General features: G+C 70.2%; 10 protein-coding genes. 2 read left to right on the top strand and 8 right to left on the bottom strand.

From position 1 onward, the window contains the following. Positions 1 to 14 precede the first annotated feature (14 nt). The 4 genes from lhgO to ACIN94_RS14605 all read right to left on the bottom strand — a co-directional run bounded on the left by lhgO (position 15) and on the right by ACIN94_RS14605 (position 7251). Positions 15 to 1205 carry an L-2-hydroxyglutarate oxidase gene (gene lhgO / locus ACIN94_RS14590; protein WP_400704971.1) on the bottom strand — a complete coding sequence of 397 codons (1191 nt, stop codon included), beginning with the start codon at positions 1203 to 1205 and terminating at the stop codon, positions 15 to 17. Positions 1206 to 1307: 102 nt separating this feature from the next. After that, a complete protein-coding gene (locus ACIN94_RS14595; RefSeq protein ID WP_400704974.1) occupies positions 1308 to 4748 on the bottom strand; it encodes an SCO7613 C-terminal domain-containing membrane protein in 3441 nt (1146 codons plus the stop codon). 86 nt (positions 4749 to 4834) lie between these two features. Next, a complete protein-coding gene (locus tag ACIN94_RS14600) occupies positions 4835 to 5836 on the bottom strand; it encodes a hypothetical protein (protein WP_400704977.1) in 1002 nt (333 codons plus the stop codon). A gap of 128 nt (positions 5837 to 5964) precedes the next feature. Continuing rightward, positions 5965 to 7251 (bottom strand): MATE family efflux transporter, encoded by a 1287-nt coding sequence (locus ACIN94_RS14605; protein WP_400704980.1) that lies wholly within the window; start codon positions 7249 to 7251, stop codon positions 5965 to 5967. A 175-nt stretch (positions 7252 to 7426) separates the two neighbouring features. Here ACIN94_RS14605 and ACIN94_RS14610 point away from each other — a divergent pair, with 175 nt between their 5' ends. After that, entirely contained in the window at positions 7427 to 7735 is a 309-nt protein-coding gene (locus tag ACIN94_RS14610) for a hypothetical protein (protein WP_400704983.1), read from the top strand. 101 nt (positions 7736 to 7836) lie between these two features. Here the strand turns inward: ACIN94_RS14610 and ACIN94_RS14615 are convergent, their stop codons facing one another. From ACIN94_RS14615 to ACIN94_RS14625, 3 genes are all read right to left on the bottom strand, one after another. Further along, positions 7837 to 8826 (bottom strand): aldo/keto reductase, encoded by a 990-nt coding sequence (locus tag ACIN94_RS14615; protein WP_400704986.1) that lies wholly within the window; start codon positions 8824 to 8826, stop codon positions 7837 to 7839. A 996-nt stretch (positions 8827 to 9822) separates the two neighbouring features. Next, positions 9823 to 10179: a hypothetical protein gene (locus tag ACIN94_RS14620; protein ID WP_400704989.1), complete on the bottom strand. Its 357-nt coding sequence runs from the start codon at positions 10177 to 10179 to the stop codon at positions 9823 to 9825. 663 nt (positions 10180 to 10842) lie between these two features. Further along, entirely contained in the window at positions 10843 to 12492 is a 1650-nt protein-coding gene (locus ACIN94_RS14625; protein WP_400704992.1) for a recombinase family protein, read from the bottom strand. A gap of 140 nt (positions 12493 to 12632) precedes the next feature. Between ACIN94_RS14625 and ACIN94_RS14630 the strand changes: the two genes are divergently transcribed. Then, on the top strand, positions 12633 to 12827 hold the full coding sequence (locus ACIN94_RS14630) for a transposase (RefSeq protein WP_400704995.1): 195 nt from the start codon (positions 12633 to 12635) through the stop codon (positions 12825 to 12827). Here ACIN94_RS14630 and ACIN94_RS14635 read toward each other — a convergent pair. Then, a complete protein-coding gene (locus tag ACIN94_RS14635; RefSeq protein WP_400704998.1) occupies positions 12824 to 15646 on the bottom strand; it encodes a BTAD domain-containing putative transcriptional regulator in 2823 nt (940 codons plus the stop codon). The two genes, ACIN94_RS14630 and ACIN94_RS14635, sit on opposite strands and share 4 nt — an antisense overlap. Positions 15647 to 15849 lie beyond the last annotated feature (203 nt).

Consider the following 15849-nt stretch of genomic DNA (forward strand, 5'->3'; position numbering starts at 1 on the left):
ACATGAAAGAGCAGTTAAAGATTCAGCTCCGAGGTTAACCCCACAATATGCCTGGCGATCGCCAAACTGGATGTCGCCGCCGGTGAGGGGGCGTTCCGCACCAGGACGACCCGGCCGTGCACGTCGATCGCGAAGTCGTCGAGCATGCTCCCGTCCCTGGCCACGGCCTGGGCCCGGACCCCACCGGCCGTCCTGACCAGATCGGCTCTGGTGAGCGCGGGCACGTAGCGGCGCGCGGCCGACAGGAAGGATCCCTTGGTCATCGAGCCGAGCACCTCCCGCACCCCGGTCCGCCAGTGGGCGGCGGCCAGCCGCCGGGTGCCCTCCCAGGCCAGGACCCGGCGCAGGTCGGTGAGATCGATGTCACCCCAGGAGTAGCCCTCCAGCGCCAGCGCCATGACCGCGTTGGGACCGACCAGCACCTCACCGTCGATCCTGCGGGTCAGATGGACGCCGAGGAACGGGTAGCGGGGGTCGGGCACCGGGTAGATCAGTCCGCGGACCAGGTCCCTCGCCGTACCGGCCAGCGCGTAGTACTCCCCGCGGAAGGGGACGATCCGCACGTCGCCGACGGCCCCGGCCATCCGGGCGACGGGGTCGGTGCCCAGCCCGGCGCAGACGATCAGCCGGTCGAACCTCAGCCTCCGCTGCCCGGCCAGCACGTCCACCCCGCCCGCGGTCTCCCGCAGGGCGCGGACCGGGTGGGAGAGCAGCACCGAGCCGCCCGTCTCCTCCACGTCCCGGGCCAGGCGGCGGGCGACGGCGGGGAAGTCGGCGATCGCGGTGTGTGGGGAGTGCACGGCGGCCACCCCGACGGTGTGCGGTTCGATCTCGCGCAGCGCCAGCGCGTCCAGCTCGGCGATGCCCGGAACCCCGTTGGCGCGGGCGCGCTCGGCGATCCTCCGCAGTCCCGGCCGCTCGGCCGCGGTGGAGGCGACGACGAGCTTGCCGACCTCCTCATAGGGGATGCGGTGCTCCGCGCAGTACTGCCTGAGCAGGGCCACCCCCTCGCGGCAGAGGCGGGCCTTGAGCGAACCCGGCGGGTAGTAGATCCCCGCGTGGACGACCCCGCTGTTGTGGCCGGTCTGATGGGCCCCGACGTGATCCTCCTTGTCGAGGACGGTTACCGTGGCGCCACGGGTCCGCGCCACCTCCCTGGCCACCGCCAGACCGACGATTCCCGCGCCGACGATCCCGATGTTCACGGCCGCGACTCTACCCGCCGATCCGCCGCCCTCCCAGGGGTGAGCCATTACTTTTGGGCGATTCTGCGCCGAAAACCGGCGATCGTCACACGGGGCGGAATGTCAGCGCATCCGGCCGAAGGCCGCGCGGAGGCGGCGCACCTCCCCCAGCCGCGCCTCGTAGGTCGCGCCGACCACGACGAGCAGCAGTCCACCGGCCGCCATCGGCACCCAGCGCGGCACCGTCACGACGATCTGCGCGATCCACGGCGTCAGCTCGTGCAGGGCGACAACGGCCAGGGTGAGACCGCCGAGCAGCACGGGAGCCTGGAGCCGGAGACGCGCCCCGGCCAGCAGCACGGCCAGCGAGACCACGCCGAGCAGCAACGGCCGGACCCAGCCGGTGTCGCCGAGCATCGCGACCATGCTGGGGATCAGGCTGGAGGCGAGCCCGGATCCGTAGGAGACCCAGGAGGACGTCTCCCGGGTCCTGGCCCGCCACCAGCCGAACGCCAGCAGGACCAGCGAGAACGGCACCGTGTACGCCTCGACGACGGTGATGTCGGAGGCGAGCAGCCGCAGCCAAGAGGCCACCAGCAGGAGACCGGTCCCCACGTATCCCGCCCACCGCCGGTCGGCGCGGAGAGCCGTACCGGCCATCAGCACGCCGACCACCGCGCAGGCCAGACCGGCCAGCGGCAGATCGGCGGCGGCGAGCGGCAAGCCGACGGCGGCGAGGGCGTATCCGGCGGTCTCCACGCCGATCGCGGACGTGGAATTCCTGAACCTGCCCGCCACGGCCGCGGCCAGGCAGGCCACGGCGAGCACGCCGAACGCCGCATGCCGTACCGGAAGATCCAGCGCCATCCCGGCGGCGAATGCCTCCGCCCCGGCGAGCAGCGTCGCCAGCCCCGCCCCGGCGACCCGTACGGCCCGCACCCGCCCGTACCACGCGACCGTCCCCGCGATCACCGCCACCAGCGGCAGCACGGCCAGGGTGGCGGGTCTGTTCATGAGCGCCCAGGAGACCGCGATCGAGGCCGTCCAGAGCGCCGCCGTCCCGGCGAACACCCCGTTGGTACGGCTCCGCGCGGCCATCCACGCCAACGGCGCCAGACCGGCGACAAACAGCCCCACCTCCAGCCCGTACGGCAACGCGACCGAGAGGGGCAGTGCTGCCAGCACCACCGGCCAGGCCACCAGACCCGCCCTGAGCGCGCCCCTACGCCCGGCGAACTGCCAGAAGACCAGCACGGCCGTGACCCCGACGAGAGCCGTGACCACGACGAGGAGCGGGTGGTGGTCGGCGGGGGCTCTCAGGGCCGTCCACGGCGCGGCGAGGGGGCGGTAGAACCCGAGGATCCGGGCGAGGCCGCCGAGCACGGAGAGCAGCGCGAGCATGGCGAGCACGGTCCCCAGCACGAGCCCGCCCGTCCGCCGCGGATCGTCGACTCCCTCCCCCGCCGCGGACTTCTCCGCTGCGGGCTCCGTGTCCGGCTCCGCAGTGGCCCCATCCGGCGCGGGTACGGCAACCGCCCCGGCGGCGGACCATCGGCGCAGGGCGAGAAGCCCGGCGAGCAGGGCACCGACGGCCAGGGACAGAGACAGCCCTCCGGCCGCCGGCTGCCACCCCGTCCCGGTGGCGACCGCCCAGATCAGGCCGGTCGCCGACAGCACCGCCATCACCAAGGCGGCCGCGGCCGCCCCGGGCACCCTGGCGGTGAACGCGGCCAGGCCACACGCGACCAGCAGGACCGCGAGCGCCGCGTACGTGGTGCTCCGCTCGGTGAGCGCGGTGGCCACGGCCAGCAGGGCGATCGGTCCGGCCAGGACCGCGAAGACACGCGCCCACCACGGCCGCCCGGCCAGGGCCAGGAGCGTGACGAGCGTGACAGCCAGGGCCAGCAGGACCGCGAGATCCACCGCGTAGCTCCAGCCGAAGGCGGTCGGGGTGACCGCCACCGTGACCGTGCCGACGGCCAGGGCGACGGGCCACATGGCCGCCCTTCCCTGACGGGCCGCCACCGCCGAGGCCGCCGCCAGCAGCCCCAGCACCAGGACTCCCTGCGGGAATGGCATGGCCTCCAGACCACCGACGGCTCTGTGGCTTCCCGACCAGACGTCGTCCAGCCGGGTGAGCGGTGCGACCAGCGTGAAGATCACCACGGGCAGGAACGGGAGCGCGGTGAGCGCGGCCAGGACCGCGGCGGTGAGGGCACCCGCCCGGCGGACCAGGGGATCTCTCAGCCAGGGAAGACGGAGCGCGGCCACCGCCACGGCCAGCGCCGCGACGGTGTGCACGGCGATCCGCCAGTCAGCCGGGAGCAGCGGCCAGGCGGACGCGGCCAGTCCCGCGGTCAGCGCGGACGCCGACCCCGCGGTGAGGGCCGTGCGCCTGCCCCGAGCCGCCCGGGGCGCGACGGCCACGCCGAGCACGCCGAGCAGGATCAGCAGCACCCCGCCGGTCGGGACGGAGGCCGGGAGATCGGCACGGTTGAGGAGGTACGACGCCGACCCCAGATAGGCGTCCAGCCATCCGTGGCCCACGCTCAGCGTCCACAACACGCCGAAACAGAACCCCAGCGTCACCCTGGCCTTGGCCAGATGTTCCGCCACCACCCGGACCCCGGAGACCCGTTCCGGCCCCGCGTCCTGCGGAACCGCCACGCGATCGGCCAGCAGGAAGGCATTGGCGTCGGCGGCCGCCGTCACCGCGAGTGCGGCGGTGAGCCAGGCGGCCGTCTCCCCCAGCGCGAACAGCGGGAGCGGCAACTGGGCGAGCACGATCGCCACCGGCAGCGGCAGCCTCAGCGGAAGCAGCCGCGAGTAGGCCGCCATGACCAGCGCGACGAGGCCGAAAATCAGGGCGGCATAGTGGAGTTCGGTGAGGTCGTCGAGCCCGGCCAGGCCGACCCGGCGGGCCGCGTAGCCGTCCAGGAAGAGCAGGGCGACACCGAGCATGGCGATGGTCTCGGCGGTGGCGACCAGCCCTCGTCCCGCCAGGATCTTCGGCGCGGCGAGGGCCAGCCCGGTGATCCCGGCGAGGATGACGGCCCGGCCGCCGATGCCGAGGTGCCCCCAGCTGACGACCGTGAAGGCGACGGCGGCGACGGCCAGCAGCAGGCCGCCGAGGATGAGCAGCATGTTCTGCACGGCTCGGGGGGAGACATCCCGCCGAGGTACGGAGAGCACGGGCCCCGCAGGTACGGGACGCCCCGGTGACGCGGGTACGGGACGCCCCGGTGACGCGGGTACGGCACGTCCCGGTGACGCGGGCTCGGAAGCCTCCGGCTGTACGGCGAAGGCGCCCGCGACGTGGCGGGCCCGTTCCGCCCGGAGCAGGTCGAGCAGGAGCTCGCGCTGGGCCAGGAGCTCCGTCTCCCTCACCCGCAGCCTGGCCAGTGTCCCGTCGAGCTGCCACAGGTTGATCGCCGCGGGTCCCCGCAGCGGCAGCGCGCAGCGGGGACAGCGGTCATACACACGGGTGAGGGCGGCACCGCAGTCCGGGCAGTTCACCTCCGCGGGCGGACTGGGCGGATCGGGAGGCGTGCTCTGGTCGCGCATACTTTGAAGGATGACGGGCGCGGATTGCCGTTTGGTTGCGGTGTGCTGTCCGGCAACCAGCGGGTATCGCCCGGAGCGGAGACCTTCTAACGGGTACGGCGGGCGACGAAGGTGATGATGCCGGTGGCCGCCGCCGCGACCGCCAGCCAGGCGGCCACGGCCAGGCTCGGCACCCCGGTGCCGGCGGCGTCGTCCGCCCTGGTATCGGCCACCAGCGCGGCGCCCGCGCTCCTGCTGACCGGCGGTGTGGGGGTGGGCTTCGGGGCCGTCTCCCTGAGGACCTCGGCGGGCAGCGGCACACGGTAGACCGGGCTGTTCACCCCTTCGCTGCCGGTCAGCAACGCCTTGCCGTCGGCCGTGTAGGCGATCGACTCAGCCTGCTGCAGCTGCGGCATCGACACTCGCGCGATCTGGTCTCCGGGAGCGCGGTAGACCGTGGCGGAGAAATAGGTGCGGATCACGAAACTCGACCCGTCGGGGGCATAGGCGGCGTCGGTGGCCATGATGGGCGCGGGGCCGATCTTGCGGAGCACGTTGATCCTGTCGGTGCGCAACCGCTTCGGGGCCGCGTAGATCGCCCCGGCGAACTGCTTGGTCACGATGTAGAGCCGCCCGGTGCGGGGATGCACCATGATGCCCTCGGCGTTGTGCCCGCCGTCCTCGTAGCGGAACCGGTAGCGGACGGCGGAGAGGACGGCGTCACGCAGCACCGTGGGCTCGTTCACCTTGTAGACCGAGATGTCGGGCCACGCCCCGTCGAAGTTGTCGCCGATGTCGCCGAACCAGAGCAGCGCCTGCCCGGTCTGCGGATCCCTGGAGGCGGCCATCCCCTCCCAGTCGCGGGCCGTCACCCCCTGGAGGGTGAACGTCGCGCGGGTCCGCCCGTCGGGCCCGAGGGCGTAGAAGACCGGCCCGGCCCCACTGTCGTTGTGGGTGTAGTAGACGTCCTTGTGCGTCGGAGAGACCGCCAGCCCGCTCGACTCGTTGATGCGCCTGTCCTTGATGATGAAGAAAGGCGGATCCCTGTCGGCCGACGCTCCCGGCCCCGCGAACACCGCCGTCCCGGCCAGCACGGTCACCGCGAGCATACGGATCACAACATTCCCCGCCCTACTCCCCATCCCGTCATCATGCCCTGTCTCCGGGGTCCGGAGGCGGCTCGGACGGGTCTCGTCTCCCCCAAGGTCATCTCCGCGTTGCCGAAAACAGGGCGACATCACGGGACGGCCGACGACCTGACCATCGCGCTGTACCGGAGAAAACCGCTCCCCTGTGCGGTGGTGAGCAGCAGGTTCGTCACGATCAGGGTGATCCAGAGACCGGTGAGGCCCGCGACCGCGGCCACTGGGAAGGCGGCCAGGGCGAGCAGGCCGTACAGGATCACGAAGTAGACCAGGCTCGCCGAGGAGCGTTTGAGCGCGGTGAGGCCGAAGCCCATCACCGCCTGGCAGGCGTCGGCCATCGCCGACAACAGCATCAGTGGCAGCAGGGCGAGTACCCGGTCCGCCACGGCGGCGTCGTCTGTGAACATCGTGATCATCCCGTCGCCGGACAGCACCAGTACGGCCGCACCGGCCGACGCCCCGGCGACCGCGATCAGGAGTGCCGTCCGGACGGCGCGGCGCGCCTCGGGTGCGTCGGCGGCGCGGGCCACCACCGGCACCGAGGCCTGCGCCACTGCGATGGATGCGACCATGATGAACCCGATCAGGGAGGTGAGGATCGAGTGGACCGCTCCGTCACCCGAACCGAGCCTGGTCGCCGTGAACGCCACCACACCCAGCACCGCGAACTTGATCAGCAGGGTACCCGCCAGGGGGATGCCTACTCTGGCCAGGGCGAGAATCTCCTTCGCTCGGGGCCTCCCCGGACGGAGCGAATAGCCCTTCAGCAGGGGCACCCTGCACAGGCAGATGTTGGAGACGGCGGCCCCGGCGCAGGCGGAGAGGACCTGGGCGGCCCCCGCCCCGGCCAGCCCCAGCCATGGGACCAGGGCTGCGGTCAGCGCCACGATTACGACTGTCGACACCAGGCCCGACCACAGAACCTGCCTGTTGTGGCCGAGAGCGATGAGCGCCGAGTTCGCGCCGCTGGCCAGGGCCATGACCAGCACGCTCAGCCCCGCCAGGAACGGGTAGATGCCGAGTTCGCCGACAACCTCGCCGGGCACCCCGCCGAGCCGGGCGATCGCCGGGACGCACGTTACGGCGATCGCACCCGCCGCGCCGACCGAGACGGCCAGCCACCGGGCGTCCCGCAGGATGAGGACGGCCGCGTCCGGAGCGTCGCGGACCGGTGCGAGGAACGGCATCAGTCCCCGTGTGGCCCCGGCCACCGCGGCGGAAGCCGGAGTGGAGACCGCACCGACCAGGGCGAACGCCGCCAGCGTCGCGGTCGCGTACCGTCCCAGGGTGGAGACCATTACCAGGCCGCCCGCCATCGTGGCGACCATCGAGAGATAGAGAGGTACGGCGGCGCTGAGGATGACGCGGTGGGGAGTCACGCAGAAAAGACATACAGCACATGTGCGACGCGCGCCCCAAGCCACCGCAGGAAAGGTCCGGACAAGCCTTAGAGGTATACCTCTTAGAGATATACCTCTAAGAGGTGGGCTGTGGATGATCCTGAAATCCGATCATGTCTTCGCCCGGGATGCGTAGTGGGCTGCGCCGAACCCCTTGGCCCGAAAGTCAATCCAGGTCGACGTCGCCGCGCTCGCTCCCGATGAACCCGGCGCGCGCCCACGCGTCATCGCCCTGGGCGAAGCCAAATGGGGAAAGATCATGGGTCTCCGGCATCTCGAACGGCTACGCAGAGCCAGAGATCTGCTGGCCGTCAAGAAATACGACACGGAAGGCGCCTCGCTCGCCTGCTGCAGCGGAGCCGGACTCGACGCCGAACTTCGCGCGGCGGCCGCGAGTGACAGCCGGATCATCCTTGTCGATCTTGCACGGCTGTACGGCATGCCCGGCGATCAGACGAGGTGAGCGGTCCCTTTCTTCGCCCCCCCAACCAGGCATTTTGATGCCAGTGTGACGCGAGGGCCGCCGCCCCCGTCGAAAGGGGCGACGGCCGATGTACTACTGGATCACCAGGCGAAGGCCTCCGGGGACGGCCCCGGGCCGGGGAAGATCTCGTCCAGCCCGGCCAGTACCTCCTCGCACAGCTCCAGCTCCAGCGCGCGCAGGGCGCTGTCGAGCTGCTCGGCGGTGCGCGGGCCGATGATGGGGCCCGTCACGCCCGGCTGAGTGAGCAGCCAGGCCAGGGCGGTCTCGCCGGGTTCCAGGCCGTGCTTGTCGAGGAGATCCTCGTACGCCTGCACCTGCGCCCGTACCGAGCTGTTGGCCAGCGCGTCCGCCGACCGGCCCGAGGCGCGTCGGCCGCCCTCGACCTCCTTCTTGATGACCCCGCCCAGCAGGCCTCCGTGGAGCGGGGACCAGGGGATGATCCCGAGGCCGTAGTCCTGGGCCGCCGGGATGACCTCCATCTCCGCACGGCGCTCGGCGAGGTTGTACAGGCACTGCTCGCTGACCAGGCCGACCCTGCCGCGCCGGGCGGCCGTCTCGTTGGCCTGGGCGATCTTGTAGCCGGGGAAGTTGGAGGAGCCCGCGTAGAGGATCTTGCCCTGCTGGATCAGTACGTCCACGGCCTGCCAGATCTCCTCAAAGGGGGTCCGGCGGTCGATGTGGTGGAACTGGTACAGGTCGATGTGGTCGGTCTGGAGCCGCTTGAGGCTGGCCTCGACGGCCCGGCGGATGTTCAGCGCCGACAGCCGGTCCTCGTTGGGCCAGGTCTCACCCTCGCGGGACATGGAGCCGTAGACCTTCGTGGCCAGGACCGTCTTCTCGCGTCGGCCACCGCCCCGGGCGAACCAGGTGCCGATGATCTCCTCGGTGCGCCCCTTGTTCTCACCCCACCCATACACGTTGGCTGTATCTACGAAATTCAGACCCGCGTCGAGGGCGGCATCCAGGATTCCGTGGCTGGTCGGTTCGTCTGTCTGCGGACCGAAGTTCATCGTGCCGAGGACGAGTCGGCTGACCTTGAGTCCGGTGCGTCCGAGCTGCGTGTACTTCATGGGCCCCAAGCCAACTGCTTCGAGTCCACTTCAGGCAAGAGCTGCCGTGCAGCCGCCCATTTATGCGACAACGCGCATAGTCGCGTCTGTGCATGGACGGCCGCACACGCCACTGCTGTCCGGCCCCGACCGGGGCCGCTATGGGCCCCTGTGGGGCCGCTCTGCCGAAGCAGGCTCGGACGATGGCGGCCTGGCCGCCCTTGCCTCTGCCGCTGAGGGCGCTGCCGCGCCCTGCTTCCCTTTGCTGCTGCTCGGTATGCCGCTTTCTGCTGTCGGCCCCATCAGGAGCCGCACTATGAGGCCAAAAAGATAAGAGAGGCAGCGTACGTTTCCACAGCTCAGAAGCCTTGCCGGTACACGCGGCACGTGTTCTGGCTACACACGAGGGAAGTGCTGGGAGCGTCTTGGCCCCAGCAAGGGCGTGCGCGATCTCAGCGGGTTGGGGCAGTGCACGTAGGCGTGTGAGGATCCGCCCGTGGAGTGCGATGTGTGTGGACGGGCGACGTGGCGATGGCCGGCGCTGCCGACTGCGTGGGAAGCGGAGATTTGGTCCTGTCCCTGGTGCCATGCCAGCACCCATGGGGATGGCGAGGCGTTCGAGATCTCGCGGCCCCCGTATTTGCCCATGGAGATGCGCTGGGAGAGGGCTGTTGCAGACCGCCTTCCCGCTGGCGTCTCCCATGCCTTCGGCATCTTCGACAGGACGCTGTGCGGGATCCGGGAGGCCGGCATTGCGCCCTCCGATCACTTGTGGCTTCTGGAGCGTGAGGACGCCTGTGATGACTGCCTGGAAGCGGCAGGTGTCATTGATAGGCGCTGGCCGCAGGCAATGAGAGGAGAAGATTCGCGGGTCAACGCGGCCCGACCACCTAGCGCTGTTTAGTGGCGCTTGCTGGCTGACCACGCCTGCACCGTCAGTACAAGCGCAAGGTAAGGCACCCTCTCGCCCTCGGCGTTGAGCCGTCCTCGGTTGGTACCGGCGCATGCGCGCGGTGTTCAGGACCTGAGCCGGTCCTGCTGCGGGTCGAAGCAGACAAGCCCCATCGACTTCGCGAGGTCCGCCGCATACGCAGAAGCTTCGTCAGCCATACTCCAGCGCATCGCGAAGTAAATCAGCGGACCACTGGCCTCGCCGATCAAAGGGCCTGTCGACCAGGGTGAAGTGTCGTCCTCGTCTTCAGTGATGTCGCACCACCGCTCCACAAGCGCAGCGACGTAGGAAGCGATGCGCTCGGTCGGCGGGTGATCGGCCTCGCCGTCGATGTAGTGGTTGTAGAGGCCGGTGAAGACCCGGCCGGCGGTGTCGTCGTCCGCCGGCCGCTCGCCTTCCCAGACAGCCAGGTCGTAGCTCATGCCCGGAGGCTCTCACGCCGCGCCGACAAGCCGAGCTGGCCGACTGAAGTCGTCAAGGACACGACTTACCGGTCTTGGTGGATGCGGCACGGTACCGGGGCACCCTTCCTCTTCTGGAAGAGGTGAGACGGGACAACGAGGCAAGCGGCCCCGGACCGGGGCGACACAAGGTCCAGCCGCTTCGCGCGGATGACGGCATTGGTCGTGCTCTGGTCAGACAGGGGCTGGTCTTCCTTGCCCAGCAGACCGGCCAGCTTCTCTGGGCCAAGGCTCGCGTGACCCTGGCAGTCGGCCCATCCGAGGGCAGCGAAGTGGACGCGGTAGGCGAGCTGGTGCCGGGAGTCCTGGGCCATGCGCCGGTACTCGTGCTGGGAGATCCCGCCCCAAGGACGGCCAGTGCCGAAGTGGATAGCCACTGAGCGCGGCTCCTTCCTGTGCGGCGCACGGATGCGTCAGTTACCCCCGCCGGACGGCGGGACATACGCCTCCCTTTCTTCGCGGGGGTGGACCGGCCGTGTCGGCAAGGTCGTCACAGGACGTCCAGGGCTTCGTGCCCGGACTCGGTCTCGTGCAGTTGGGAGTGACGGCGGCGACCTGGCAGGAATCCTACAGAGCAGCGGAGGGCCCGTAGCGGGGCCCTCCTGTCGTCCAAGGAGGAGACGGTCAGCTCTCGCTGTGCACCGCCGCCAAGTCCCGGACCCGGCGCTTGAAGTCCATTGGGATCAAGACCTGCACGCGGCCTTTCCCTTCCTGCCACATGCCGTCATGTCCCTCCGGTGACATGGCTTGCACGGCGGTCATGGTTGGCAGCTTCTCGGCGTGAATGACCGCCCTGATCCCAGCGGCCCGGAGTTCCTTGCCCTTCTCGTGCTGGGTGGACAGTTGCGCCCAGCGTTCCCGGTAGGTCTCACCCGTCGGGATCTCCTCCCAGGTATCCGGGCGGGTGGGTTGGGCCATGAGTTGCTCGCGCCGGGCGTCCAGCCGCTTGTACGTCTCCCGGTACTCCTGCTTGCCGAACTCACTGGAGTAGAGACCGGCTTCGCGGTCCTCCCGAAGTTCGGCCAGAGCGCGATTGACCTCTTCAATGTCCCGCGTGAAGTCGACGCCAGGGCGGAAGACCTTCCGTACGATCTCGACATTGCCGGCCGCGCGCAGGAAGACCTCCTCGACCGCTCCTTCCAGGACATGCGCCGCGATGCCCTTGCTGCCCGTGGGACACGGCTTGTGCGTGGTCCGTGAGGCACACCGGTAGTACGGCCAGTTCCGCCCCGGGCCGAGGTACGCAGGTTCACCGCAGGTGCAGAAAGCAACCCTGAGCATCGGGGAGCCGCCCTTCCGGTTGCCGTTGCGCTTGCTGGTGTTGTCGTCCAGCTTCTTGTTCGCCAGCTCCCACTCCTCCTGAGCGACAAGCGGCTCCGCGCGCTGGAGAGGGCGGCCCTCCACGTCACGGACGACGCGGGTTCGCTTCGTCTTCTGTCCGTCGATGACAACTTCCTCCGTCACCTCCATCTGGCCGAGAACATTCAGGGAGCGCACCACCTTGGCTGTATTCGCGGCGGTCCACCGGCCGCCCTTCGGGGGCTTGCCGCTCCTGATCAGCTGGGCATCGAGCGACACCGGGGTCTTGGTCGGGTCCTCGTTGAGCCACTGGGCGATGCTGTTCGCGGACTCGCCTTCGATCAGCCGGCGAACGATCTCGCGCAGCGTCCGGGCGGTGTCCGTTCCGTAGTCGTCCGGCACCAGCCGCCAGCCGTCACCGGTGTCCTGCTTCTCGGCCCGATAGCCGTACGGGATCCGGCCACCGCGCCAGCGCCCCTCCTTCACCAGGTGGTTGTACGAGGACTTCGCCCTGGCCTTGATGGCTTCGAGCTCCCCTTCCGCGAAGGACGCGATGAGGCTGAACAGCAGCTTGCCCATCTGCGTGTTCAGGTTGATCCCATCCTCGACGGTGGCGACCTCCTTGCCATGCTTCTCGCACCACTCCACGAGCGTGTGCACGTGGAGCACACGCCGTGAGAGGCGGTCGAGCTTCAGTGCGCAGATGATGTCGTACTCGTCGGCCCGGGACTCCTCCAGCGCGATCCGGTGCTCGATCGAGCTGACCTCTTTGCCGATAGTGGACGGCAGCCACTTGCTGAACTCCGGGCGCTTCCACGGCTCGACACCGCCGGATACGTCGATGTCCTCGACCCACCCGACGACGACGTGCCCTTCCTGGTCGGCCCATCGTTGAATCGATCGGCGCTGGCGCTCCGGTGATGTGGTCTCGTCCGAGATCTTTGACAGACGGACCACGCCCAGGACTCTTGCCACCTTGTTCTCCCCATCCCCTGTGGTGCTTGGGGAACGACGCTAAGGCCCCTGCTGGCATGGCGTCAAAGTGAATTGTTTGGTACGACCAACATGTACGGCTGGAAGAAGGGCGAGGGCATCACCGAGAACATCATCGGGCGATGGTTCGCCAGGGGAGGCGGTATGCGCGTGGGTTGCTGACCGATGGGGCGCGCAAGTCGATGGAGCCGATGGCGGCCCGGCTGGGCGTGGGCCGCCAGGGGCTGCAGCAGTTCCTCACCGACGCCCCCTGGTCACATCAGCTGGTACTGGCCGAATGGCCGGTCGGCAGGCCGGAGCCGACCAAGTACTGCTAGAACGGCGGTTCGTCCAGCTCGCTCAGGCCGTCGATCCTCGCGCGGAGCGCCTCCGCGTCGCCGGGGGCCAGTTCGGCGATGAGGTCGAGGGCGCGCCGCAGGGTGACACTGCCCTCGTGCAGCCGGCCCGCGGCCAGTTGGGCCTCGCCCAATCGCCGTAGGGTCCGGGCGCCGAGTGCGCGTTTCCCGCCCCAGCGCCAGGCCAGTGACTGGCGGTAATAGGCGATCGCCTCCTCGTGCTGACCGAGCAGGTGATGGATGTGGCCCATGCTGTCGAGCGTGGCAGACTCGCCGGGCATGTCGTCCAGTTCGCGGTGGATGGCCAGCGCCTCCCCACAGCGGCGCAACGCCTCCTCGTACGCCCCGAGCTGCGCGTTGAACCAGCCGATGTTGTTCAGGATCCTGCCCTCGCCAGCTCGGTCGCCGGCCGCCCGGTACAGCTGCAGCGCCTGCTCGCTCAGGCCCAGCCCTTCCGCGTACCGGCCCTGGCGGTCCTCCAGCACGCTGAGGTAAACAAGGCAGACCCCCTGTCCGACATGGTCATCGAGCCCGCCGAACAGGCCGAGCGCCTCCCGCAGATGGGACTCGCTCGCGCCGTCCTGGCCCAGCCGGATGAGGGCCTGGGCGAGCCCGACGCGGGCGTGGGCCTCCGCGCGCGGGTCGTTCAGCCGTGCCGCCGCCTCCAGCGCGATGTGGTACATGGCTGCCTGATCGTCGGAGCGTCCCTCCTGGGACAGGAAGCCCCAGCAGGCGCCCGCCAACTGCCAGGCATGCGCGTCGAACCCGGAGCGCGCGGCATGCCGGATCGCCGCCAGCAGCGTCCGGTGCTCGCGGCCGAACCACGCCAGGCTCTGCGCGCGGTCGGTGATGCGGGCCAAGACCACGCCGTGCCGCGGCGGCGCCAGGGCCAGCGGCACGCGGTGGAACAGGTCCAGGAGCCGGTCGCCGAGGCTAGCGCTGTGCAGGTAGTGATCGAACAGCCGGTGCAGCGCCTCACGGCGCTCGGCCTCCGAGTCGTGGAGGCGGGTCAGCTCCTCGGCGTACGCCCGGAGCAGGTCGTGCGAGCCGTAACGCCCGGGGGAGCGCTCCGCCGCCAGGTGGGCCCGGGTCAGCTCGGTCAACAGGCTGTGGGCCTGCCGCAGGGGTATCCCGGTCAGGCTGGCGGCTGCGGCGGTGGAGATCTCAGGCGCCGGTAACAGGCCGCGCAGCCGGAACAGCCGTGCGGCGTCTGGGCTGAGCGCGCGGTAGGACCAGGAGAACACCGTGCGCATGTTCGTCGCCGCGTCCCCGCCGTCGAAGACGTCGAGGCCGTCGACGCCATCGAGCCCCGAGATGAGCGTGCCGGGCAGGAACGCCGGGCGGGCATGGGCCCGGGCAGCCACGATGGCCAGGGCCAGCGGTAGCCCGGCACACCGGGAGACGATGTCGTCGATCGCCTGCGGCTCGGCGCCCACCTTGTCCACGCCGAGGCGGCGCGTCAGAAGCTCACGGGATTGCGCGGGAGAGAACAGCCCCAGCGACAGCGTGCGGGCGCCCTCCGCCGCGACCAGGCCGGTCAGCTCGGCACGGCTGGTGATCAGCGCCAGGCAGCCGGGCGCGTTCGGCAGCAGCGGCCGGACCTGGTCGGAGTCGAGGGCGTTGTCGAGCAGGATCAGCATGCGCCGCTCCGCCAGCAGGCTGCGGTAGAGCCCGACCTGCGCCTCCAGCGTGGCGGGTATCAGCTGCGACGGCACCTGGAGGGCGTCCAGGAACAGCCGCACCGCCTCAGCCGGCGGCCGGGCGATGTCGATGGGGCCGAACCCCTGGAGGTTCACGTAGAGCTGACCGTCGGGGAAACGGTCGCGCACCCGGTGCGCCCAGTGCACGGCCAAGGTGGTCTTGCCGATGCCGCCGGTGCCGGTGATGACGCAGGGCGCCATCGCGTACGCCGAAGACGAGGAGTCGGCGGCCGGGAGCGTCAGCCGGTCCAGGGTGGCCAGCTCCTCCTCGCGGGCGGTGAACAGCTCGGTGTCCGGGGGAAGGTGCCGCGGCACGGCGAGGGCGGCCGTACCGGTCGTGGCGGTTGTCTCCCCGGCCGCCTCCTCCCGACCGGCGAGGATCGCCTGGTGCAGCCGTTGCAGTTCTTCGCCGGGCTCGATGCCCAGATCCTCGGCGAAGCGGCGCCTGACGCGGCGGAAGACAGCCAGCGCCTCGGCCCGGCGGTCGCATCGCAGCAAGGCCGTCATCAGCAAGGACACCAGCCGTTCCCGTAGCGGCTCCTCACCGACCAGGACCGCCAGTTCCGCCGCCACCTCCTGATGCCGCCCCTGCCGCAGGTCGAGCGTGGCCCGCCGCTCCAGTGCCGCCAGCCGCTCCTCCTCGAGGCCCGGCACGACGACATCGGGGAGCCACCGGCCCGCGACGTCCGCCAGGGGCGCGCCCTGCCACAGCGCCAGCCCCCCACGCAGCAGGTCGACGGCGCGTTCCGGCTCCGTCCCGCCGTCGGCCTGGCGGACCAGCTCCCGGAAACGGTGCAGGTCGATGCGGTCGCGCCCCACGGTCAAGCAGTAGCCGCGCGCCGAGGTCACCAGTGCCGCCTCGGGGAACGGGGCCAGCAGCCGGCGGAGCCGGGAGATGTGCCCCTGTACGGCGTTGCGGGAGAACTCGGGCGGTTCGCTGCCCCAAAGCGCGGTCTCCAGTCGCGTCACGGGCACCGGCCGTCCCGGTTCGAGCAACAGCATCGCCAGCACGGCCCGCTGCTGCGCGGTGGACGGGCCCAGCCATCGCCCGGCATCCCACACTCCCACCGGTCCCAACAGGCGGAACTCAACGCCGTCCACGGTCACTCGTCTCTGCCCCCAGCCACCAAGTGCCTCCGGTGAGTGCCCAGCATGATCATCATTTGGCAGCCTAACCGCCGACTCAGCAGAAAATCAGCGCTATTTCAGCACCAAGCCGCAGTCTGTTCACAAGCGGCACTTACAGCCGCACAACCTCACGAGGAGGCACATCATGGAGATCAAGGTCAAGAAGGTCGAGTCTG

The sequence above is a fragment of the Streptosporangium sp. NPDC087985 genome (assembly GCF_044741965.1).
GTDB lineage: Bacteria > Actinomycetota > Actinomycetes > Streptosporangiales > Streptosporangiaceae > Streptosporangium.

Coding starts and splice junctions, on each gene's coding strand:
- ACIN94_RS14620 (WP_400704989.1), bottom strand. CDS start 10,179: ATGAGCTACGACCTGGCTGTCTGGGAAGGCGAGCGGCCGGCGGACGAC.
- ACIN94_RS14615 (WP_400704986.1), bottom strand. CDS start 8,826: ATGAAGTACACGCAGCTCGGACGCACCGGACTCAAGGTCAGCCGACTC.
- ACIN94_RS14600 (WP_400704977.1), bottom strand. CDS start 5,836: ATGCTCGCGGTGACCGTGCTGGCCGGGACGGCGGTGTTCGCGGGGCCG.
- ACIN94_RS14630 (WP_400704995.1), top strand. CDS start 12,633: ATGGTTCGCCAGGGGAGGCGGTATGCGCGTGGGTTGCTGACCGATGGG.
- ACIN94_RS14595 (WP_400704974.1), bottom strand. CDS start 4,748: ATGCGCGACCAGAGCACGCCTCCCGATCCGCCCAGTCCGCCCGCGGAG.